Source organism: Streptosporangiales bacterium, from assembly GCA_009379825.1.
Lineage (GTDB): Bacteria > Actinomycetota > Actinomycetes > Streptosporangiales > WHST01 > WHST01.
This window is the reverse complement of sequence record WHTA01000011.1, coordinates 15,329-35,862: the sequence shown is the minus strand read 5'-3', so window position 1 is coordinate 35,862 and position 20,534 is coordinate 15,329. Positions and strand designations below refer to the sequence as shown.

The window sequence follows — 20,534 nt, the reverse complement described above, 5'->3', positions numbered from 1 at the left end:
AGATCGCTCGAGGAGGAGCGTCGTGAGGGTCGTGCGCGGGCTCGTGGTCGTCGCCGGGGTCGTGGTGCTGCTGCTCGCACTGCTGTGGCTCTTTCAGCGCCAGTTGATCTACCTGCCCGACCGCAGCGACGTGCCAGCCGCGGGCGACGTGATCCCCGGTGCGCGAGACGTCAGCCTGAGGACCTCGGACGGGCTCGAGCTCGGGGCCTGGCACGTGCCCGCCGCCGGCGCCCGGCGCGACGTGACGGTTCTGGTGGCGAACGGCAACGCCGGGAACCGAGCCGGCCGCGCACCCACGGCGACGGCGCTCAGCCACGCCGGATTCGACGTGCTGCTGTTCGACTACCGCGGTTACGGCGACAACCCCGGCAGTCCCAGCGAGGAAGGCCTGGCCAGGGACATCCGGGCTGCCTACCGGTTCCTTGTCGATGACCAGAATGTCCCGCCCGAACGGTTGCTGTACTTCGGCGAGTCGCTCGGCACCGGTGTGGTCGTGGAGCTGGCCGCCGAGCACCCGCCAGCCGGGCTGCTCCTGCGCTCGCCGTACGAGGACCTGGCCGCGGTAGGCCAGCGGCACTACCCGATCGTTCCGGTCCGCCTGCTGCTCCGCGACCGCTATCCCATCGCCCGGCAGATCGCGGGGATCGACGTGCCGACGACGGTCGTGTACGGCACTGCTGACACGATCATTCCGCAAGCGCAGAGCCGGGCGGTCGCCGAGGCCGCCGCCGGCCAGATCGAGATCGTCGAGGTCACCGGCGCCGGCCACAACGACGACGTCATGCTCGCCGGCTCCGAGCTGGTCACCGCCGTCGAGCGGCTGGCCGACCGGTCCGTCCGCTGACCTGCCGTCGGCGCACGACCGGAACCCGGTGGACGGCGCGACCGGCGAGGGCGGAGCCACCTGACGTCCTGGCTTTGTCCAACCTTCCGTAGTGCTCGCGGGCACCTAACTGCTGTACTTCCGTGCTGTACGCAAGGAAAAGGCCCTTCCGAGCGTGCGGAAAGGGCCTCTTACCTGCGGGTGAGCGATGGGACTTGAACCCACGACCCCCTGGACCACAACCAGGTGCTCTGCCAGCTGAGCTACGCCCACCATGTGCCGTTCGCCGACGGCCGGCGACCAGTCTACTGGTGCGTCAGGCGGACGTGCCGGTGGGCGGCGAGTTCGTGCCGGCGGACGGCACCGCGGGCACGCCGGTGGGGTTGGCCATGATCGCGGCGGCGACCTGCCTGGAGGTCTCGCTGTCGGGCCCCGGCTGGGGGACGAACAGGGCGTCGCGGTAGTAGCGCAGCTCGTCGATCGACTCGCGGATGTCGGCGAGCGCGCGGTGGCCGCCGTGCTTCTCCGGGCTGGCGAAGTACACCCTCGGGTACCAGCGGCGAGCCAGCTCCTTCACCGACGAGACGTCGATCATCCGGTAGTGCAGGTGCTCGTCCAGCGCGCCCATGTCTCTGGCGATGAACGCGCGGTCGGTGGCGATGGTGTTGCCGCACAGCGGCACCTTGCCCGGTTCGCTCACCCACCCGCGGATGTAGTCGAGGACCTGGTTCTCCGCGTCCTCGAGCGAGGTGCCGTTCGGTAGCTCGCCGAGCAGGCCGGACGAGGTGTGCATCTCGCGGACGAGGTCGGACATTTGCTCGATGGCGGCGGCGGGCGGGCGGATGACGACGTCGACACCGTCGCCGAGCACGTTCAGGTCCTGGTCGGTGACCAACGCAGCGATCTCCACGAGCGCGTCGTGCTTCAGATCGAGGCCGGTCATCTCGCAGTCGACCCACACAAGTCGGTCGTTCATACCTTCACTCTATGGGTTGGCGATGACTCGACTACGAACCTACCTGGAGGCTCGCGACGACGTCGTCGATGCTCGACTCCAGCTCCGGCTTGTTGTCGGGGACGGTGATGTAGACGCCGACCGGCCGCGGGTCGGCGTCGATGACGGCGACGTACACGGTCTCGCCGGTGGCCTCGAAGCCGTCCGGCCGGTCCTCGAACTCCAGGTCGAACCTCATCTCGTAGCCCTGCTTGCCGGACACCGTGATCTCCTTCGGCTGCTCGTCGCCGCGCGTCACGGTCATCGGTTTGTAGTAGTTCCTCTCGACGGACTCGGCGAACGACTCGGTCGTCGACTGCAGGTCGTCCGGGCCGGAGTAGTCGAACCGCTTCGCCATGGTGCCGACCGTCACCTGCGCCACCCAGTCGTTGCGTGGTTTGATCGCGTTCCGCTGGGTGGTCTGGGTCTGGCCCTTGCTGCCGGTGAGCTCGTCGACCGGAGTACTCGCCGGTTCGGTCCAGTCCCCGTCGAGCTGGGTGTACGAGATCGCACCCGCGGTGACCCGCGGACCCGACGGTCGGGTCTTGCTCGGCTCGTCGGTGGGCGACTTCGCCGGCTTCGACGGCCCGTTGGTCGGCTTCGTGGTCGGCTCGCCGTCGCGGTTCAGGTAGAACCAGCCACCGAGCAGGCCGAGGACCAGCACCAGCGCGAGCCCCCCGGCGATGCCGCCGACGAGAGCACCGCGGCGCTTCTTCTTCGGCGGCGGCGCTTCCTGCTGCTGGTACGTGGTGTACTCGGCCTCGGGTTCCCACGCCGCCTGCAGACCGGCGTACGGGTCGGCAGCGCCCTCCTGCCCGAGGTGAACGGTGGGCGGCGCGGGCGCGTACGCCTCCTGCTCACCGGCACCGGACCCGTCCAGATGATAAGTCGGCGGCTCCGGCACATACGGCGACGCCTGCCACCCATCACCGTCGGCCTCCCACCCGGCGACCGGGGGAGGCTCCTGACCGAGGTGGTGGGTCGGCGGCTGCGGCACCTGCCATGCGTCGTCGGCGGGTGGGTCTTGGTCGAGGTGGTGGGTCGGTGGTTGCGGTGTCTGCCATGCGTCGTCGGCGGGTGGGTCTTGGTCGAGGTGGTGGGTCGGCGGCTCGGGAGGCGGCGCCGCGTCGACGGGCGGTTCCGCCGGTTGCCACTGGGTGGCAGCGTGCCCCGGATACTGCCCATCAGCGGGTTGCTGGTCGACATGGTGGGTCGGCGGTTGCCAGGCGTCGCCGGCCGGTGCCTCTTGGTCTAGGTGGTGGGTCGGCGGTTGCGGTGCTTCTTGCGCCGCCGGTTCGTGTTCGAGGTGGTAGGTCGGCGGCTGTGGTGGTTGCCAGCTTTCACCGACCGGCTCCGGCGCCTGCTGCCACTCGGTTGCCGGGTACTGGGCCGATGGTTGCGGCATGTCCTGGGACGGCTGCCAAGTGTTGGCCGTGGGCTCCCACCCGGTGTCCGGTGGAGCGTCGGCGGGCGCCTGCTCGGGGCTGGCGGACTGCCAGGTGTCGCCCTCCAGGTCGGCGGGCTGCTGCCACTCCGTGGCCGGCGGTTCGGCCGCGCCCTGTTGCCACCCAGCGTCGGCCTGCTCTGGCGCCTGCCGCCATTCGGTAGCCGGCGGTTCGGGTGCTGCAGCGCCGACCGGGTCGGCCGTGGGCTGTTGCCAGGTGGCATCGGCGGGGTCCGCCGCGGGCTGTTGCCACCCGGCGTCGGCCTGCTCTGGCGCTTGTTGCCACTCGGTGCTCGGCGGCTCGGTGGCTGCGGGCTGTTGCCAGGTGGCATCGGCGGGGTCAGCCGCGGGCTGTTGCCACGCTGCAGCTGGGTCCGCTGGGGGTTGCCAGTTGGTGGTCGGTGGGTCGGGTGCCGCGTACTGCTCGGCGCTGGCTGGGTCGGCCGCGGCTTGTTGCCACTGGGCGGCCGGGTCCGCTGCTGGCTGCCGCCATTCGGTAGCCGGCGGTTCGGGTGCTGCAGCGCCGGCCGGGTCGGCCGTGGGCTGTTGCCAGGTGGCATCGGCGGGGGCCGCCGCGGGTTGTTGCCACGCGGCAGCTGGGTCCGCCGGGGGTTGCCACTGGGCGGCGGGGTCCGCTGCTGGCTGTTGCCACTCGGTAGCTGGTGGCTCGGGTGCTGCGGTGCTGGCGGGGTTGGCCGCCGATTGTTGCCACTGGGCGGCCGGGTCCGCGGCGGGGTCGGGGGTCGGGTATGCCAGGCCGGTGTCGGCAGGGGCCGGTTGCGCCGGCCAGGGCGGTGGTTGCGGGGCGTGCGGGTCGGTCGCTGGCTGCTGGTCGAAGGGGACGGCCGGCGGGGTGTGGTGCAGGGTCGGCGTCGGAGCCGGGCCTGGTGGGTACTCGTCCGGTGGGGGTTGCTGCCAGTCGGTCATCGGTGGCTGGTGGTCACCGGTCCATGGTGGTGGCTCGGCCTGGGGTTCCCAGCCGACGCCCGAGGCGTCGCCGAACTCGGCGGTTGGTGGCTCCGGATGGACGGTCGCCGCGTCCTCGGCCGCGCCCGGCTGCATCTCGCCGGGCATCGGCGCGGTCTCCGCGGCCCACTGGTAACCGTCCCACCACCGCAGCAGGCCCGGCACACCATACGGATCCGGGTACCAGCCGGCGGGAACCTCGTTCATGGGACCCGAGCGTACAGTCGCGCCTGCACGCCGAGGGGTGTCCGGTACGCCCGGTTCCCGTCAGTGCAACCGCCAGTCACCGGGCAGGCTCAACGGCCCGAAAACCGGCAGGCCGAGCTGCGCGGCGACGCCGGCGAAGATCCCCCAACCGGACGTCCTGAGGCTCGCCGTCACCGCCGTGGCGTCCTCGCTCGACTGGGCCGGCAGCAGCTGCGTCAGCGGCGAGATCCGCGGGAAGACGCGCACCGGCGTCAGTACGGTCGCTGGGATGCCGGCGTACCGCTTGGCCACTTCGATCGCGTGGGTGAGGCCACCGAGCTCGTCGACGAGGCCGCGCTCGTGCGCGTCGGTGCCGGTCCAGACCCGGCCGCGGGCGAGCTCGTGCACCCGCTCCCGCGACAGCCGCCGCCCGACCGCGACCTTGCCGGTGAAGTCGTCGTATACGTGGTCGAGCCAGCTGTTCAGCCGGTCCCGGTCCGCGTCGCTGTACTCGTAGAGCGGCGAAGACAGCAGCGCGTGCTCGCCGCCGGTGACCCCCTCGCGCGCGACGCCGAACCTGCGCATCAGGTCGTCGAGGACGACCTTCCCGCCGAGCACCCCGATCGAGCCGGTGAGCGTCAGCGGCTCGGCGACGATGGCGTGCGTGCCCATCGCCACGTAGTACCCGCCGGACGCGGCGACCTCACCCATCGAAGCGACCACCGTCTTGCCGGCGGCCCTCGCCTGGCCGACGGCACGCCAGATGGTGTCCGACGCGGTGTACGAGCCACCCGGGCTGTCCACGCGCAACACGATCGCGCGCACCTCCGGGCTACGGACCGCCGCCCTGATCGCCGCGGCGACGGTGTCCGAGCCCGCCGTCTGGGCGGAGAACGGCCGTACGCCGCCGCTGCGGCCGAGGTGGATCCCGCCGGTGACGTGCACGAGCGCGACCGCGTCGTGGTCGCTGGTGGCCACCCGCTTGGTCAGCTGGTCGATGCCGGACCGCCCGTACCGGGACAGGTACAGCAGCTCGGCGTCGCTGCCGGCGCGGTGCCGGACGGTGTCGTAGACCTCGTCGCGGTAACCGAGGTGGTCGACCAGGCCGGCGCTGTGCGCCTCGGCGGCCAGCAGCGGACCGCGGTCCACCAGCCCGCGCACCTCGGCGGCGGGTACGTCGCGCCCCTCGGCCACGCCGCTGACCAGCTGCGCGGTGCTGGACGTGACGATGGCCTCGACGGACTCCCGGTGCGGCCCGGTGAACCCGGACTCGGTGAGCAGGTTCACCGCGTTCTTGTACTCGTGCCGCTGCCCGAACTGCGGCTTGGCCCGCACCTGTTCGAGCGCCTCCCGCAGGAACAGCTGTACGGCGGCGACGCCGGTGAGGCCGACGGCGCCGGACGGCTGCAGCCAGATCTCGTCGAACCCGGTTGCGAGCAGGTACCCGCCGTTGCCCGGGCCGAACTCGTTGAACGTCTCGGCCCACGCGTACGCCGGCTTGCCGCCGGCCCGGAATGCGGCGACCGCCTCCTTCAGCTCCTGCGCCCGGGCGAGCCCGAGCGGCGTGTTGCCGCCGACCTTCGCGACGAGAGCGCGTACCCGGGGGTCGCGGCCGGCCCGGTGGAGCGCGTCGATGGTGCCGCGCAGCGTGTGCTTGCGGAACGAGAGCGCGGCGGTGAGCGGATCGTGCGGCACGCCTTCGACGAGCGGCTGGGTCAGGTCGACCTCGAGGACAAGCGGTGCCTTCCGCCGCCGCTTGGCCGTCCGGAGCTGTTCGAGGAGGAGGGAGCTCTGGGTGCTCACGTCGTTGCCTCCGCTTCCGCTGGCCAGGACAGCTGCCTGGTCACACCCTACGGGGAGGGGCACGGTAGGTCTGGCGCGGTGTGCGGCCTCCGGTCAGGGGTGGCGACCCGCAAGAACGCAGAACTCGTTCCCCTCCGGGTCGGTGAGACAGACCCAGCTCTCATCGCCGGTTTGCCCGACGTCGGCGTGTCGAGCACCCAGGTCGAGCAGGCGAAGGACCTCTTCGTCCTGCTCCCTGTCGGTTGGGTTGACGTCGAGGTGGAGCCTGTTCTTGCTGGTCTTGCCCTCGGGCACGTGCGCGAATGTCAACGTCGGTGGCACTGGGCCGAGGTGGTTCTTGCCTTCAGGCACCATCGGGGAGCCAATTGCGACAATTCCGTCGTCTTCGTCTTTCACCTCGTAGCCAAGGACCGCGCACCAGAACCGGGCGAGACCGTTGGGATCGGCACAGTCGATCGCAAGCTCGGTGAACTTACTGGTCATGTCAGGATCTCCCAGTCAGGTGGCGGGTCCGCCAAAGGCTGCCACACGCCAACCGCGACGGCTTCTCACCCCAGCCGGTATAGTCGAACCTGCGTTCGATAGTGAGATGCATCACGCCCGTCCCCCGCGTAAGGCCCTCGCGCGTGGTTATCAATGGGACTGATGTGTTGCCGTACGAGATGGCCCGGATTTGGTGGAATCTCCAGCCGTCCTCGTGCGTTCTCATCAGTGACGACGGTGGGGGCTAGATCGAGGGGAAAGTTCGCCCAGTGACGATCCAGTACGAAGAGCAGATTCCGGAGCGGGACCTCGTCGGCACGTACCTCGACGAGATCAGCCGCACTGCGTTGCTCGACGCTGTCCAAGAGGTCGAGCTGTCCAAGGCCATCGAGGCTGGGTTGTACGCCGAGCACCTGCTCGAGACCGACAAGGTGCCCAAGGGTGTGACGAAGACCGAGCTGACGGCGCTGGCGGAGCAGGGACAGCGGGCCAAACAGCGCTTCATCCAGGCGAACCTCCGCCTCGTCGTGTCGGTCGCACGCCGGTACGGCGGTCACCAGATGCCGCTGCTCGACCTGGTGCAGGAGGGCAACACCGGCCTGGTCCGCGCGGTGGAGAAGTTCGACTACGCCCGCGGCTACAAGTTCTCGACGTACGCCACCTGGTGGATCCGCCAGGCGATCTCCCGTGCCATCGCGCAGACGGCCAGGACGGTGCGCCTGCCGGTGCACGTCGTGGAGGAGCTCAACCGGATGGGGTCCACCCGCCGCGCCCTGACCCGCCAGCTGGGACGTGACCCGGAGATCGACGAGCTGGCCGCGGCCCTCGACATGCCGCTCGAGCGGGTCGAGGAGCTCGTGGGCTGGGCCCGCGAGCCGCTGAGCCTGGATGCGAAGGTCGGTGACGACGAGGACACCAGCCTCGGCGAGCTGGTCGAGGAGGGTGACGCGCCGTCGCCGGAGTCGATCGTCGTGGCGGCGTCGCAGCGGGAGAACCTCGACACTCTGATCGAGCGGCTCGACCCGCGCTCGGCGACGATCGTGCGGGCCCGGTTCGGGTTCTCCGACGGCAGGCAGCACTCGCTGTCCGAGATCGGCCGCAATCTCGGCCTGACCAGGGAGCGGATCAGGCAGCTGGAGCGCGAGGCGCTGGCCAAGCTGAAGAAGTACGCAAGCATCGAAGGATTCGACGGTCGCGACGCGGCCTGAGCAACCAACCGCATGGAGCGCGCTGTCCCGTCTCGGGGCGGCGCGTTCTTTCTGTTTTATAGTCGGTAAATCCGACTGAGCTGATAGTAAATTTTTTGCAAAGACCTCCCCACGTCTGTTACCGTCCCTTTACTTATGTGGTTGTCGGTATCCCGGGGCGCTCTGCCTGTTCCTGAACTCTCTTCGTGTGTCGAACGCTGCTCCTCGGCGTCGAGCCTCGCTCGAGCAGGTGCCCTCGAAGTTGGACGGGAGATCGGGTGACCACGGGCACGGGTACGGTTTCGCAAGGCTGCCCAACCTCGTCGGTGGGTGTCGAGCGTCCCCCGGCACGTGACCCGTTACTCGACAACGCGAAGTTCCTTGCCATCGCGCTGGTGGTCGTGGGGCATGCGATCGAGCCGCTGCGCGACGTGCCAGCCGCGAACAGCGCGTACATGGCGATCTACGCGTTCCACATGCCGGTGTTCATCCTGATCGCCGGCTACCTCTCGCGCGGCTTCACGGGTGCGCGGCGACAGGCGCGGCGGCTGCTCGACGGCGTGGTGATCCCGTACCTGGTGTTCGAGATCAGCTACGAGCTCCTCCGTGACGTGGCCCGCGGCCAGGAGGTCGCCGTCAGCCTGCTCGACCCGTCCTTCGCCATGTGGTTCCTCGTCGCGCTGCTGATCTGGCGGCTGACGGTGCCGCTGTGGAAGGCGATGCCGCCGGGGCTCGCCGTCGGGGTGGCCGTGGTCGTCTCGATGCTGGTGCCGCTGACCGATCTGTCCGGCGAGCTGGACCTGTACCGGGTGCTCGGCTTCCTGCCGTTCTACGTCGCCGGCCTGGTGCTGCCGGACTGGTACCTCGAGCTCGTACGAATGAGGGGCGTCCGGGCGTTGGCGCTGCCGGTACTGTTCGGCGCGGTCTTCGGTGCGTACCAGCTCACCAAGCACGGCAGCCTGTGGATCTACTACGCCAAGAGCTACGAGCAGGTCGGTCTCGGTGCGTTCTGGGGGATGGGCAACCGGGCAGCCGCGCTGGCGCTGGGGGTCGTGTTGCTCACCGCGTTCCTGGCGGTGGTGCCGCGGCGGTCGATGTGGTTCACTGGACTCGGTGCGGCGACGATGTACGTCTATCTCTTGCACAGGTACGTAGTGAAGGGCGCCACATCGGTCGGGCTGTACGACGCGCCGTGGCTGCACACCGTCGCGGGGACCGGCCTGGTCGTGCTCCTCGCTGTCGCGGTGACGCTGTTGCTGTCCTCTCCTCCGGTTGTTCGGCTCGCGCGGCCGTTCGTGGAGCCCCGGCTGGACTGGCTGCTCGGCCCGTCGCAGTCACGACAGCCGGAGGTCACCCGCGCGCGGGTCTGACTGCCCGTGCTGTTACCGTACTGTGACATACGTGCCGTCGACCGCCGGAGCCCTTTTCCTGCATGCCTGAGCTCTTCGTGAGGCGTCGTCTGTCGCGTGTCGGCTCGCTGTGCGAGCGACATCTTGCCAGCCCGGTCGTGCGCTGAACCGGTGCTGGTTCCTGCTGTTCCGGCGTTTCGTCGCGTCCGAAAGGCCTGCTCCCGGACGTGACAAGGAGACAGTTACGTGGCCACTGACGTGCGCGCGCTCCCGCACGACAGGCCGACGGCGGTGTCGGTGCCAGCCGACCGCTCGCCCGTCCGCGACCCGTTCCTGGACAACGCGAAGTTCCTCGCGATCGTGCTCGTGGTGATCGGCCACGCGATCGAACCGCTGCGCGACGTGCCGGCGACCAAGGGTCTCTACGTCACCATCTACGCGTTCCACATGCCGGTGTTCATCCTGATCTCCGGTTACCTGTCCCGTAACTTCACCGGCAAGCCGCACCAGGGGCGCCGGTTGATCACCGGCATCGTGCTGCCGTATCTGATCTTCGAGTTCAGCTACGAGATCCTGCGTGACTTCACCAGTGGCACCGAGATCGTGATCAGCCCGCTCGACCCGTCGTTCGCGATGTGGTTCCTGATCGCGTTGCTGTTCTGGCGATTGAGCGTCCCGATGTGGAATGCGTTGCACCCGGTGGTCGCAGTGGCGGTGGCGGTCGCCATCTCGCTGGCTGCCGGCCTCACCGAGCTGCCGTCCTCGTTCGACCCGAGTCGGGTGCTCGGTTTCCTGCCGTTCTACGTCGCCGGCCTGATGATGCCGAAGCGCTACTTCGACCTGGTGCGTACGAAGCTGGCCAGGGGGCTAGCGATCCCGGCGCTGCTCTTCTCGCTCGCCGGTGCGTACCTGTTCGCGCAGGACGGCGGCAGGGTCTGGCTGTACTACGACAAGAGCTACGAGCAGATCGGCGTGTCGGCGTTGTCCGGCCTGGGGCATCGCGCCTGCGCGTTGGCGCTCGGGTTCGTGCTGCTCACTGCGTTCCTCGCCGTCGTGCCACGGCGCTTCACCTGGTTCACCGGTCTCGGTGCGGCGACGATGTACGTGTACCTGCTGCACCGGTTCGTGGTGAAGGGCGCGGCCGGGTTCGGCCTGTACGAACCGGCGTGGCTGCACACGGTGGCCGGCAGTGCTCTGGTCGTCGCGCTCGCGGTGGGCCTGGTGTTCCTGTTCTCCAGTCGGCCGGTCACCCAGCTCGTCCAGCCGTTCGCCGAGCCCAGGCTGGACTGGCTGTTCCGGCTGCGGTCCGCCGCCGACCGACGGTGACCCGTCTCACAGGAGTTTCGTCATGAAGACGCTGTGCGGGTCGGGACGGTAGCCGGCGAAGGGGTCGCAGTACTCGAAGCCGAACTTCTCGTACAGCCGCCTGGCGGGCAGGAAGGAGTCGGTCGACCCGGTCTCCAGGCTCAGCCGGGTGAAACCCAGCTGCTTGGCCTCGTCGAGGATGTGCGCGAGCAGGACGGACGCGACACCGCTTCGTTTGCGCGCCTGCTTCGTCCGCATGGCCTTGAGCTCGGCGTGCGTCGCGTCGAGCCGCTTCAGTGCGCCGCAGCCCACGACCGTGCCGCCGTCGGTCGCCGACCAGAATGTCACGCCGCGCTCGCGTAGTTCGTCGAGGCCGAGCGCATGCACGCTCTCCGGCGGTGTGATGGCGCGCATCTCGTCGAGGTGCTCGGCGAGGAACTCGGCGGTCTTCGTGCCGGTGAGGTCGTCGACGGCGATCTGCACGCACTGCCCCCTCTCGTTCTGCGAACAATCAAACTGTAGCTTCGGGCTACGTCCGCGCCGAGGAGTCACCCAGGCCGGGCAACGGCCGATCCGCAATCGGTTCCTCCAGGCCGAACGCCTGCAGGCGCCCGCTGCGTGCGGTGCGAGGCGCCGACTCGAAGCCGATGGCGTGATGTCCCAGCTGAGTCAGGCCAGGAACATCCGCTCGCGCCGACTGTGGTGGTGACGGCTGCCCGGGCGGGGACGGTGAGAGCGATCACGTTGCTTCGCGGACGGCCTTACCGTATAACTTACGGTAAGTACCTCCAACTGGAGTGGGCATGGACGAGCGATCAACGCTGATCAGCCTTCTGCGGGTGGCCAAGCGGTTCGAGCGCGACCGCTCGATGTTCACCGCGGTCGAGGACGTCGACCTCGAGGTGGCGCGCGGCGAGTTCTGCTGTGTCGTCGGCCCGAGCGGTTGTGGGAAGTCGACGCTGTTGAACATGTCGGCGGGCCTGATGGCGCCGTCCGACGGTGCCGTCCACTACGACGGCGAGCCGGTCACCGCGCCGAACACCAAGGTGGGCTACATCACCCAGAAGGACAACGTGTTGCCGTGGCGTTCGGTGCGGCGCAACGTCGCGCTCCCGCTCGAGCTGCGTGGTCTGGACAAAGGCGAGATCGCCGAGCGGGTGGACGCCATGCTCGACCTGGTCGGGCTCACCAGCTTCGCCGACGCGTATCCCCGGCAGCTGTCCGGTGGCATGCGCAAGCGGGTCGCTCTCGCCAGGACGCTCGTCTACGAGCCCGAGGCGATCCTCGCCGACGAACCGTTCGGCGCGCTCGACGCGCAGCTGAAGACCGTACTCCAGGCCGAGATGCACCGCATCTGGGAGCGTACGGGTTCCACGGTCGTTTTCGTGACGCACGACATCGGCGAGGCGATCGCGCTCGGCGACCGCGTGGTCGTCATGTCGAAGCGTCCAGGGCGGATCCGGCTGATCCGCGACATCGACCTGCCGAGGCCGCGCGACATGTTCAAGATCAGGTTCGAGTCGAGGTACGCGGAGCTGTTCGAGGAACTCTGGGCGGCACTGGCCGACGACGTCGAACACGAGCTCGCTTCATGAGTGTCACCGCCATGGACACCACCGATCAGGAAGCATCCGCGCGGCGCACGGCCGCGGAGACGGCGGACGCACAACAGCTGCAGGTGCGGCGCAGGAAACGCATGGGCTGGGTGTGGGTCGTACGTGCCGTGCTCGTCGCCGTGGCCGTCGCCGGGTGGGAGCTGTGCTCGGGCGCGCTGATCGACCCGTTCTGGATCTCCAGCCCGTCCGCCGTGCTGACCAAGCTCTGGACGTGGTGCATCGACGGGTCGCTGTGGACGCACGGCTCGGCGACGTTGCAGGCGATGGCACTCGGCTTCGTCGTCGGTGGTGCCGCGGGCGTGACGGTCGGCTTCGTCCTCGGTCGGTCGCCGTTCCTCGCCGAGGTGCTCAACCCGCTCGTCATCGCCGCGAACAGCCTGCCGAAGCTCGCGCTTGCGCCGTTGTTCATCCTCTGGTTCGGCATCGGGCTGGAGTCGAAGGTCGCGCTCACCGCGGTCGTGGTCTTCTTCCTGGTGTTCCACAACAGCTTCTCCGGCGCGAAGAACGTCGACCAGGAGCTGTTGGACGTCGTCACCTTGATGGGCGCCAACCGCAAGGACCGGTTGGTGAAGGTCATCGTGCCCGCCGCGGCGAGCTGGGTCTTCACCGGCCTGCGGCTCGCCGTTCCTTACTCCCTCATCGGTGCGGTCGTCAGTGAGATCACCGCGTCGAACGAGGGTCTCGGCTACCTGCTGAAGCGTTCGGCGAACACGTTCGACACCGCGGGCACCTTCGCCGCCGTCGTGGTGCTGATGGTCGTCGCGGTCGTGATCAACATCGCGGTCACCCGTGCAGAGCGTTACTCGAGTCGTTAGAAGTGAGTCGGTCATGAACAAGCTCACGCGCACTATGGGGTGCGCAGTCGCAGTCGGGGCGCTGGTGCTGAGTGGCGCAGCCTGTCAGAAGCCGAAGCAGGCCGCGTCCGCCGATGGTCCGTGCGCGGGACAGACGCTGCGGATCAGCCAGGCCACCGACGGCAGCATGCTCTACATCGCGGACGAGATCGCGGCCGCGAAGGGGATGTTCGCCAAGCAGGGCCTGACCATCGACCGGATCGCGCTCGGCGGTGGCTCGGAGGCGATCCAGGCGCTCGTCGGCGGCAGCGCCGACGTGACGCTGTCGACGCATCCGACGGTGCTGTCCACCCGGGAGAAGGGCGGCCCGGTGCTGACCTTCGCCACCGTCATGGACAGCCTGCTCTACGGCCTGACGATGAAGTCCGACATCGCCCCGGACGAGGAGAGCGAGGAGGCGGTCGTCGAGGCGCTGCGCGGCAAGAAGGTCGGCATCACGTCGGCGGGCAGCTCGACCGACAGGATCATGCGCTACCTGTTCCTGCAGCACGGGCTCGACCCGGACAAGGACGTCGAGATCGTGGCGACCGGCGGATCGTCGGAGATGGTCGCGTCGTTCGCCAGGGGCAGCATCGACGCCTACGTCATCTCGCCGCCGGCGTCGATCATCGGTGCGGAGAAGGGGGACGGCAAGGTCGCCCTGGACCTGTCCGAAGGCACGGTACCTGCGTTCGACGACATCCTGTGGCTCACCGCGCTCACGTCGAAGGAAGCGCTCGAGAAGAAGAAGGACGCGTTGGTGTGCTACTCGCGTGCGCTGAACAAGGCCGTGGAGCTCATCCACAGTGACCCGGAGCAGGCGAAGAAGGTCGTCAGGAAGAAGTACAAGCAGCTCTCCGACGAGCAGTTCGAGGAGGCGTTCGAGCAGGTGGTGTCCGCGACACCGAAGTCGGTCGCCGTCGACGCCGAGGACGCGGACGCGGCGTACCGGTTCGAGAAGAAGGTCGAGCCGAAGCTGAAGGTCCCTTCGAAGGAGTCGTACACGACCACGGTCACCGACCAGGTGATGAAGTGACCGAGGAGGGGGAGCAGGCGGCACTCACCGGCGTCAAGGTGCTCGACATCGCCACCTTGTTCGCCGGGCCGCTGGCCGCCACGCTGCTTGCCGACCAGGGCGCCGAGGTGACGAAGATCGAGCATCCGCGCGGCGATCCGGCGCGCGGGCACGGCCGCAGCAAGGACGGCGTCGCGCTGTGGAACAAGATGCTGTCGCGCGGGAAGCGGTGCGCCACCTTGTACCTCGGCGACGAAGAGTGCCGCGACATCTTCCTCGCCCTGGTGCGTAGTGCCGACGTGGTGATCGAGAACTTCCGCCCCGGCACGCTGGAACGCTGGGGCTTGGGCTGGGACGTCCTCCGCGGGGTGAACCCGCGGCTCGTGCTGTTGCGTACGACCGGTTTCGGGCAGGACGGCCCGTACAGCTCACGCCCCGGCTTCGGCACCCTCGCCGAGTCGATGAGCGGGTTCGCACACATCACCGGTGAGCCGGACGGCCCGCCGACGTTGCCGCCGTTCGGCCTGGCGGACGGGATCGCCGCGATCACCGGTGCCTACGCGGTCATGACCGCGCTGTGGGCGCGGGAGCGCACCGGGCAGGGCCAGGTCATCGACCTGGCGCTCTACGAGCCGATCCTCACCGTGCTCGGGTCGCAGGTCATCGACTTCGACCAGCTCGGGGTGGTGCAGGAACGGACAGGGAACCGCAGCGTCAACAACGCGCCGCGCAACACGTACCGCACCCGCGACGGCAGGTGGCTGGCGATCTCTACGAGCGCGCAGAACGTCGCGGAACGCGTGGTGCGGCTGGTCGGTCGCCCGGAGTTGGTGGAACAGCCGTGGTTCTCGACCGGCGGCGGTCGCGCGCAGCACGCCGACGAGCTCGACGAGGCCGTCGGGTCGTGGATCGCCGCGCGCGACGCCGACGACGTGGTTGCAGCGTTCACTGAGGCGCAGGTGGCGGTAGCGCCGATCTACAGTGCGGCGGACGTCGTCGCGGATCCACATGTGCAGCACCGCGGCAGCGTCGTCCGGCTGCCCGACGACGAGCTCGGCCAGGTGTCGATGCAGGGCCTGTTGTTCCGGTTGTCCGGCACCCCTGGCGCGATCCGCTGGACCGGGCCGCCGCTCGGTGCGCACACCGACGAGGTCCTGCGGGAAGCAGGAGTGACGGGGGAGCGCATCGCGGCGCTCCGGGAGCGAGGCGCCATCTGATGAGGGGACACCGATGCTGCTGCTAGACGCGATCGAGAACGGCGCCACGGTCTACGACCTGGGCCAGCCGCTCGACGCCAACACACCGTGTTCGCCGAACCATCCGGGTTTCCGGATGGCGCTCATCCGCAGGCACGGTGACGCGGTACGCCCGAGTGGGCTGTCCGGTGCGAACGAGCTGATCTCCACCGGCGGTCACGTCGGCACCCACGTCGACGCGCTGTGCCACGTGGCCTTGCACGGCAAGCTGCACGGCGGCGTCGACGCCCACGAGGCGAGCGTGGGCGGGCGGTTCACCGTACACGGCATCGACACCGTGCCACCGATCCTCGCCCGCGGCGTGCTTTTCGACGTACCGCGCGCTCTTGGGATGGAGCGGCTGGACGCCGGCTACGGCGTCACGGCGGACGACCTGGAGAAGGCGGCCGACGTCGAGCTGCGGCCGGGCGACGTGGCGTTGATCCGCACCGGCTGGCCACAGCTGTGGCACGACGCGGAAGCGTTCGTCGGCCGCAGCACGGGCGTACCCGGCATCGACACCACCGGTGCGGACTGGCTGCTCGACCGCGGGATACGCGCGGCCGGCGGCGACACCATCGCGTTCGAACAGATCCACGCGAGCACCGGACACGGTCAGCTGCCGGTGCACCAACGTCTGCTCTTCGACGCGGGGGTGAACATCATCGAGGTGCTCGACCTTGAGGGCATCGCGGCCGCGGACGTGACGGAGTTCCTGTTCGTCTGTAGCCCGTTGAAGATCGTCGGGGGCACGGGCTCACCGGCGCGTCCGCTCGCGGTGGTGGGCGCATGAGCGGAACACAGAGCACGCAGTCGAGCGAGCAGGCGGCATGGGTGCACCGCGCGGCGCAGACGCCACTGCCGGAAGATGTCGCGCGGTTCGTCCGTGACTCGGTGCGCGACACCGTAGGTTGCATCGTCGCCGGCGCGGGCGAGGCGGCCAGTCGCAGTGCGTTGCGGCTCACCGCGGGCACCGGCGACGAGCTGCCGGCGCGCGCGGAAGACGTCGCGCTGTTACTCGGCACTGCAGCGCACGCACACGACTACGATGACGTGCAGCTGCCCACGCTCGTGCACCCCAGCTGCGTCATCGTTCCCACCGCTCTCGCCGCAGCCCGCGCTACCGGCGACGGTGCGCGCCTGGCCGCGGCGATCGCGGCAGGGCAGGAGACCAGCCTGCGCGTCGGCACAGCGTTGCTGACCGCGGACGGCAGCAACTCGATGCTGTTCGAGCGCGGCTTCCACCCGACGCCGGTGTGCACCACGCTCGGCGCCGCGGTGACTGCCGGCGTGCTCATCGACCTCTCCGCCGACGAGCTCGGGCACGCCGTCGGCATTGCCGCGAGCCTCGCCAGCGGGGTGCTCGAGGCGAACCGCACCGGCGGCACCGTCAAGCCGTTCCACGCGGGCTGGGCGGCAGCCTCCGGCATCCGTGCCGCGTACGCCGCGCAGTGCGGGCTCACCGCGCCGCCGACGGTGTTCGAGGGACGGTTCGGGATGCTCAACGCGTTCGGCGCGCCGGAGCTCGCCGCTCGTCCGCTCGGCGACCCGTACGCCGACGGCTGGCAGGTGCTTTCCGTGTCGACGAAGCCGTACCCGACGAACGCGTTCACGCACGCGCCGATCGAGCTCGCGCTGCAGCTGCGCGACCAGGGCGCGCGGGCCGAGGAGCTGGACCGGCTCGTGGTCGGCGTGGCGCGACAGGTGCTGCCGACCATCGCCGAGCCGCGCGCTGCGAAGGTGCGGCCCGATACGCCGTACCACGCGCGCTTCTCCGGGCCGATGACCGTCGCGCTCGCGCTGCGTGGCGGTGCGGGTCTCGGCCTCGCGCTCTCCGACTTCCCACCCGACCTGCTCGCCGACGAGACGCTGCTCGCGCTCGCCGACCGCGTACACGTCGAGGCCGACGACTGGGCGAGCGGCCGGTTCCCCGAGCAGCTCATCGCGACCGGCACGTACACCGACCGCTCCGGCCGGCAGCTGCGTGCCAGCGTCGAGACCGTGCGCGGGGCGCCACAGCGGCCGCTCAGCGAGGACGAGCTGCGGGCGAAGTTCGCGGCCAACGTCACCGGCCCGCTCACCGACGACGCGGTGAAGCAGCTGGACGACCTGCTGGCCGGCGACGTCGGATCCGCGGCGGCCGACGTGGTGGCGGCGATGTTCGTCGCGTTCGGCGGCGGCCGGTAGTTACGGTAAGGGCCATGGCACGAGCTCGCGCGGAGCCGCCGCGGAAGCGCAGGCCGAGGAAGTCGCTCTCGGCCGAGCAGGTGGTCGACGCCGCCATCACGTTGATCCAACGCGACGGCATCGACGCGCTGAGCATGCCGCGGCTGGCCGCCGAGCTCGACTGCGGCGTGATGACGTTGTACGGCTACGTCCAGAACCGCGAGGACCTGCTCTCGCAGGTCACGTCCCGGGTGATCAGCGACCTGCCGGTGGACCGTTCCGGTCACCCGTCGTGGGACGAGGCGCTGCGCCGGTACTGCGTGGCGCTGCGGCAGCGCATGCTCGAGTACCCGACGCTCGTGCAGCTGCTGATCAAGCGGCGGCTGTGGAGCCCGGACATGGCCGACATGGTCGAGTGGCTGCTCACCAGGCTGACGTCAGGCGGCTGGAGCACGGAGGGTGCAGTGCGCGCGTACCGTGCGGCGCAGATCTACACCCTCGGCTTCGCCGAGTACGAGGTCGAACGCACCAGGACCCACCCGTACGCCGAGCACGAGACCTGGTGGCGGCACACCCTGGCGGACCTGCCGCCGGAACAGTACCCGCAGCTGCACGCCGCGGCGGAGTACCTGCCGCAGGGCGCGCTGGAGTCGCAGTACTCCTGGGGCCTCGACCAGCTGATCGACGGTCTCGGCCGGGAACGCCGCCGCAACACGAAGGGCACCAAGGGATCCCGCTGACCGCCTGCCGGGGCTAGCGTGGAAGGCATGATTACCGCTGTGCACTCCCTGGTGTACGCCGACGACCCGGAGGCAGCGCGAGCCTTCTTCCGCGACGTACTCGGCTGGCCGCACGTCGACGCGGGCGACGGCTGGCTGATCTTCCGCACCGGGCCGTTCGAGCTCGGGGTGCACCCGACGTCCACCACGGTCGGGCCGGCCGAGCAACACCACCAGGTGTCGTTGATGTGCGACGACATCGAGGTGACGGTCGCCGAGCTCACCGCGAAGGGTGCGGTCTTCGACGGCGAGGTGCGCGACGAGGGGTACGGCCTGGTCATCATGCTGGCCGTGCCCGGTGCCGGACAGCTGCTGCTCTACCAACCGAAGCACCCGCCCGCGTACGACCTCTGACCGTCACGCCGTACGCCGCGCTGCCCCGCCCCTGGGGGCGAGCAGTTTGCCCGTCCACCACACCAGCGCCGCGAACAGCACCACGGCGACCGCGACCACCGCGCCGGCCACGGCTACGCCGGCGTACCCGCCGTCGGCCGGGTCGAGGAACGGGTAGGGTACCAGCCGACGAGGGGACCACGCACCAGCGAGTAGCCGAGGTACAGGACAGGGAACGCGAGCCACCACGCCGCGTGCCGCAGCCGGGCAGGCGGCCGCGGTGGGGCGAGCACCCAGTCCACCACCACGAGGACCGGCATGATCGCGTGCAGCACGACGTTGGCGTACGCGGGCGTGGCCACGTCCACCCCGCGCAGCATGGTCACGTACACGACACCGGTGACCGCCAGGTACAGCACCGCCGCGCCGCGTACCGCAGCGGGTACCCGGCCGAACACGCCGGCCAACAGCACCGCCGCCGCGTACAGGTTCGACAGCACGGTGAAGTAGCTCAGGTGGTTCGCCGGTACCAGCCGGTCGCCCAGGTGCACCACCAGGTAGACCTCCGCGGACGCCACCAGCAGTGCACTGGCCAGGCGCAGCGCCGTCACGACACGTGTGTGCATCGACACAGCTAAGCACGGAAGCGAGCAGTTCCCGCCGTCGTCGAACGCGCGTCGCGGAACCCGCATGGGGGGGAGCCCATGTCGGTCAGCATCAAACCGCGGAGGGTCGACGCACTCGGTGTGGCGGCCCGTGGCATCGCAGACGACGTGCTCGGCACGGTGGCTACCAACCTCGCCGATGCGCACGAAGACGTACAGGCGACCCGCATCGACGGCCTGGCCATGTACCAGGCACTCACCATGGCGTTGACCGGCTGCGAGTTGAGCGGCCGCGACGCGACCGCGACGGTCACCAGCGTCGGCAACAAACTCTGCACGACGGCGAGTACCCACGGCACGACCGATGCGGCGACCGCCGACCTGTTCAGCCACGGCGCGGTGACGGTGTACTGAGGCGGGCATGGCGATCACCGTCGAGACGTTGACCCGGATGAACGTGGCCGCACTGGCTGGCGTGGTGACCGCGTTCGGCCGCACCAGCCGCTCGTTCGACCGGGCGCGGGAGCGGCTCGTCGGCGAGGTGCTCAACCCGCTTGACGCCGGCGTGGCATGGAGCGGCACCGGCCAGCCAGCCGCGCTCACCACCGTGCGGCTCAACCGGACGGCGCTGGACGTCGGCGTCACCCGCACCACGACCGCGAAGGTCGCCGTGCTCGGCCTGCAGGCCGGCCTCAGGTCCGCTCAGAGCCTGGCCAGGCAGCTGGTCGGACAGGCCGAGGAGCTGAACCTGTACGTGGCCAGCGACGGCACGGTGACGCTGAGGGAAGACGTCGACTATCCGCGGGAGGGGGACGAGGAACCGGCCAGCCTCGCCGCGGCACGTCTCACCACGCAGCTCGTAGGCGCCCTCGGACACGCGGAGACGGCTGACACCTGGGCACGGCAGGTGCTCGACCGGGTGTCGCAGGGGCCGGTCACCTTCACCGACTGGGCGGACGGGGTGGTGGCGGGTGCCAACCGTGACGAGCTCGCCGTGGTGCAGCTGGAGCTGTTGACCACGGTCGTCGGTCGTGCGTGGTGGGAGACCGCCAGGCCGAGACCGATCCTCGACACCGGGCATCCACGGGACGGCAGGGCGATAGGCCCGGCCGTCGACAACTGGGAGAGCATGAGCCTCATCGGTCAGTTCTCCTCGCTGCTCGGCGGCCGGTTGCCTGACTGGCTCTCGGTCACGTTCACCGACGAGCGCAGCAGCGAGGAGATCGAGGACGACGGCGACCGCAAGGTGTCGCTGACCGCCACCCTGGAGGTCAGCGGCACGCTGGAGGTGGCCGGGGAGACGAAGAAGGGCGTGCTCGGCGGGAGCCTCGCGGCGTTCGCGGGGAAGCGACTGGAGTACCGGGTCGTCACCGATCCTTCGTCGGCGGACCTGTTCGTCGACGGCGGCAGCC

The 20,534-nt window shown here is 69.7% G+C and carries 20 protein-coding genes and 1 tRNA gene; 13 read left to right on the top strand and 8 right to left on the bottom strand.

What is annotated here, in order from left to right:
- Nucleotides 1-31: 31 nt before the first annotated feature.
- Nucleotides 32-844 (top strand): alpha/beta fold hydrolase, encoded by an 813-nt coding sequence (locus tag GEV07_08065; GenBank protein ID MQA02661.1) that lies wholly within the window; start codon nucleotides 32-34, stop codon nucleotides 842-844.
- Between the two features lie 179 nt (nucleotides 845-1,023).
- On the opposite strand, the gene GEV07_08060 is transcribed toward GEV07_08065, so the two are convergent.
- The 5 genes from GEV07_08060 to GEV07_08040 form a co-directional block, all read right to left on the bottom strand.
- Nucleotides 1,024-1,096: transfer RNA gene (locus GEV07_08060), tRNA-His, on the bottom strand.
- Between the two features lie 43 nt (nucleotides 1,097-1,139).
- Complete coding sequence (locus GEV07_08055) at nucleotides 1,140-1,799, bottom strand: oligoribonuclease (protein ID MQA02660.1); 660 nt, start codon at nucleotides 1,797-1,799, stop codon at nucleotides 1,140-1,142.
- A gap of 31 nt (nucleotides 1,800-1,830) precedes the next feature.
- Entirely contained in the window at nucleotides 1,831-4,434 is a 2,604-nt protein-coding gene (locus tag GEV07_08050) for a hypothetical protein (protein ID MQA02659.1), read from the bottom strand.
- Nucleotides 4,435-4,494: 60 nt separating this feature from the next.
- Complete coding sequence (sppA, locus tag GEV07_08045; GenBank protein MQA02658.1) at nucleotides 4,495-6,216, bottom strand: signal peptide peptidase SppA; 1,722 nt, start codon at nucleotides 6,214-6,216, stop codon at nucleotides 4,495-4,497.
- Between the two features lie 93 nt (nucleotides 6,217-6,309).
- Nucleotides 6,310-6,699 carry a VOC family protein gene (locus tag GEV07_08040; GenBank protein ID MQA02657.1) on the bottom strand — a complete coding sequence of 130 codons (390 nt, stop codon included), beginning with the start codon at nucleotides 6,697-6,699 and terminating at the stop codon, nucleotides 6,310-6,312.
- Nucleotides 6,700-6,947: 248 nt separating this feature from the next.
- Between GEV07_08040 and GEV07_08035 the strand changes: the two genes are divergently transcribed.
- The 3 genes from GEV07_08035 to GEV07_08025 all read left to right on the top strand — a co-directional run bounded on the left by GEV07_08035 (nucleotide 6,948) and on the right by GEV07_08025 (nucleotide 10,561).
- A complete protein-coding gene (locus tag GEV07_08035; protein MQA02656.1) occupies nucleotides 6,948-7,907 on the top strand; it encodes a sigma-70 family RNA polymerase sigma factor in 960 nt (319 codons plus the stop codon).
- A 185-nt stretch (nucleotides 7,908-8,092) separates the two neighbouring features.
- Entirely contained in the window at nucleotides 8,093-9,256 is a 1,164-nt protein-coding gene (locus GEV07_08030; protein ID MQA02655.1) for an acyltransferase family protein, read from the top strand.
- A 225-nt stretch (nucleotides 9,257-9,481) separates the two neighbouring features.
- Entirely contained in the window at nucleotides 9,482-10,561 is a 1,080-nt protein-coding gene (locus tag GEV07_08025; protein ID MQA02654.1) for an acyltransferase family protein, read from the top strand.
- 6 nt (nucleotides 10,562-10,567) lie between these two features.
- Here the strand turns inward: GEV07_08025 and GEV07_08020 are convergent, their stop codons facing one another.
- A complete protein-coding gene (locus GEV07_08020; protein ID MQA02653.1) occupies nucleotides 10,568-11,023 on the bottom strand; it encodes a GNAT family N-acetyltransferase in 456 nt (151 codons plus the stop codon).
- A 320-nt stretch (nucleotides 11,024-11,343) separates the two neighbouring features.
- Between GEV07_08020 and GEV07_08015 the strand changes: the two genes are divergently transcribed.
- The 8 genes from GEV07_08015 to GEV07_07980 are packed head-to-tail and all read left to right on the top strand — an operon-like array spanning nucleotide 11,344 to nucleotide 18,538.
- Nucleotides 11,344-12,135 carry an ATP-binding cassette domain-containing protein gene (locus GEV07_08015; protein MQA02652.1) on the top strand — a complete coding sequence of 264 codons (792 nt, stop codon included), beginning with the start codon at nucleotides 11,344-11,346 and terminating at the stop codon, nucleotides 12,133-12,135.
- Nucleotides 12,132-12,971, top strand: a complete 840-nt coding sequence (locus GEV07_08010; protein ID MQA02651.1) for an ABC transporter permease subunit — start codon at nucleotides 12,132-12,134, stop codon at nucleotides 12,969-12,971. The genes GEV07_08015 and GEV07_08010 overlap by 4 nt, the downstream gene beginning before the upstream one ends.
- 13 nt (nucleotides 12,972-12,984) lie before the next feature.
- Nucleotides 12,985-14,025 carry a PhnD/SsuA/transferrin family substrate-binding protein gene (locus GEV07_08005; GenBank protein MQA02650.1) on the top strand — a complete coding sequence of 347 codons (1,041 nt, stop codon included), beginning with the start codon at nucleotides 12,985-12,987 and terminating at the stop codon, nucleotides 14,023-14,025.
- Nucleotides 14,026-14,063: 38 nt separating this feature from the next.
- Nucleotides 14,064-15,221, top strand: a complete 1,158-nt coding sequence (locus tag GEV07_08000; GenBank protein MQA02649.1) for a CoA transferase — start codon at nucleotides 14,064-14,066, stop codon at nucleotides 15,219-15,221.
- A gap of 13 nt (nucleotides 15,222-15,234) precedes the next feature.
- Nucleotides 15,235-16,032 (top strand): cyclase family protein, encoded by a 798-nt coding sequence (locus GEV07_07995; protein MQA02648.1) that lies wholly within the window; start codon nucleotides 15,235-15,237, stop codon nucleotides 16,030-16,032.
- On the top strand, nucleotides 16,029-17,426 hold the full coding sequence (locus GEV07_07990) for an MmgE/PrpD family protein (GenBank protein MQA02647.1): 1,398 nt from the start codon (nucleotides 16,029-16,031) through the stop codon (nucleotides 17,424-17,426). Before GEV07_07995 ends, GEV07_07990 begins: the two co-directional genes overlap by 4 nt.
- Before the next feature lie 14 nt (nucleotides 17,427-17,440).
- Nucleotides 17,441-18,145 carry a TetR family transcriptional regulator gene (locus tag GEV07_07985; protein ID MQA02646.1) on the top strand — a complete coding sequence of 235 codons (705 nt, stop codon included), beginning with the start codon at nucleotides 17,441-17,443 and terminating at the stop codon, nucleotides 18,143-18,145.
- A gap of 27 nt (nucleotides 18,146-18,172) precedes the next feature.
- Entirely contained in the window at nucleotides 18,173-18,538 is a 366-nt protein-coding gene (locus tag GEV07_07980; protein MQA02645.1) for a VOC family protein, read from the top strand.
- A 113-nt stretch (nucleotides 18,539-18,651) separates the two neighbouring features.
- Here GEV07_07980 and GEV07_07975 read toward each other — a convergent pair whose 3' ends face one another.
- Nucleotides 18,652-19,143: a hypothetical protein gene (locus GEV07_07975; GenBank protein ID MQA02644.1), complete on the bottom strand. Its 492-nt coding sequence runs from the start codon at nucleotides 19,141-19,143 to the stop codon at nucleotides 18,652-18,654.
- Nucleotides 19,144-19,221: 78 nt separating this feature from the next.
- Here GEV07_07975 and GEV07_07970 point away from each other — a divergent pair, with 78 nt between their 5' ends.
- Entirely contained in the window at nucleotides 19,222-19,536 is a 315-nt protein-coding gene (locus tag GEV07_07970; GenBank protein ID MQA02643.1) for a hypothetical protein, read from the top strand.
- A gap of 729 nt (nucleotides 19,537-20,265) precedes the next feature.
- Here the strand turns inward: GEV07_07970 and GEV07_07965 are convergent.
- Nucleotides 20,266-20,493 (bottom strand): hypothetical protein, encoded by a 228-nt coding sequence (locus GEV07_07965; protein ID MQA02642.1) that lies wholly within the window; start codon nucleotides 20,491-20,493, stop codon nucleotides 20,266-20,268.
- Nucleotides 20,494-20,534 lie beyond the last annotated feature (41 nt).

Coding starts and splice junctions, on each gene's coding strand:
- GEV07_07985 (MQA02646.1), top strand. CDS start 17,441: ATGGCACGAGCTCGCGCGGAGCCGCCGCGGAAGCGCAGGCCGAGGAAG.
- GEV07_08010 (MQA02651.1), top strand. CDS start 12,132: ATGAGTGTCACCGCCATGGACACCACCGATCAGGAAGCATCCGCGCGG.
- GEV07_07980 (MQA02645.1), top strand. CDS start 18,173: ATGATTACCGCTGTGCACTCCCTGGTGTACGCCGACGACCCGGAGGCA.
- GEV07_08005 (MQA02650.1), top strand. CDS start 12,985: ATGAACAAGCTCACGCGCACTATGGGGTGCGCAGTCGCAGTCGGGGCG.
- GEV07_08015 (MQA02652.1), top strand. CDS start 11,344: ATGGACGAGCGATCAACGCTGATCAGCCTTCTGCGGGTGGCCAAGCGG.
- GEV07_07970 (MQA02643.1), top strand. CDS start 19,222: ATGTCGGTCAGCATCAAACCGCGGAGGGTCGACGCACTCGGTGTGGCG.
- GEV07_07995 (MQA02648.1), top strand. CDS start 15,235: ATGCTGCTGCTAGACGCGATCGAGAACGGCGCCACGGTCTACGACCTG.
- GEV07_07990 (MQA02647.1), top strand. CDS start 16,029: ATGAGCGGAACACAGAGCACGCAGTCGAGCGAGCAGGCGGCATGGGTG.
- GEV07_08055 (MQA02660.1), bottom strand. CDS start 1,799: ATGAACGACCGACTTGTGTGGGTCGACTGCGAGATGACCGGCCTCGAT.
- GEV07_08050 (MQA02659.1), bottom strand. CDS start 4,434: ATGAACGAGGTTCCCGCCGGCTGGTACCCGGATCCGTATGGTGTGCCG.
- GEV07_07975 (MQA02644.1), bottom strand. CDS start 19,143: ATGCACACACGTGTCGTGACGGCGCTGCGCCTGGCCAGTGCACTGCTG.
- GEV07_08040 (MQA02657.1), bottom strand. CDS start 6,699: ATGACCAGTAAGTTCACCGAGCTTGCGATCGACTGTGCCGATCCCAAC.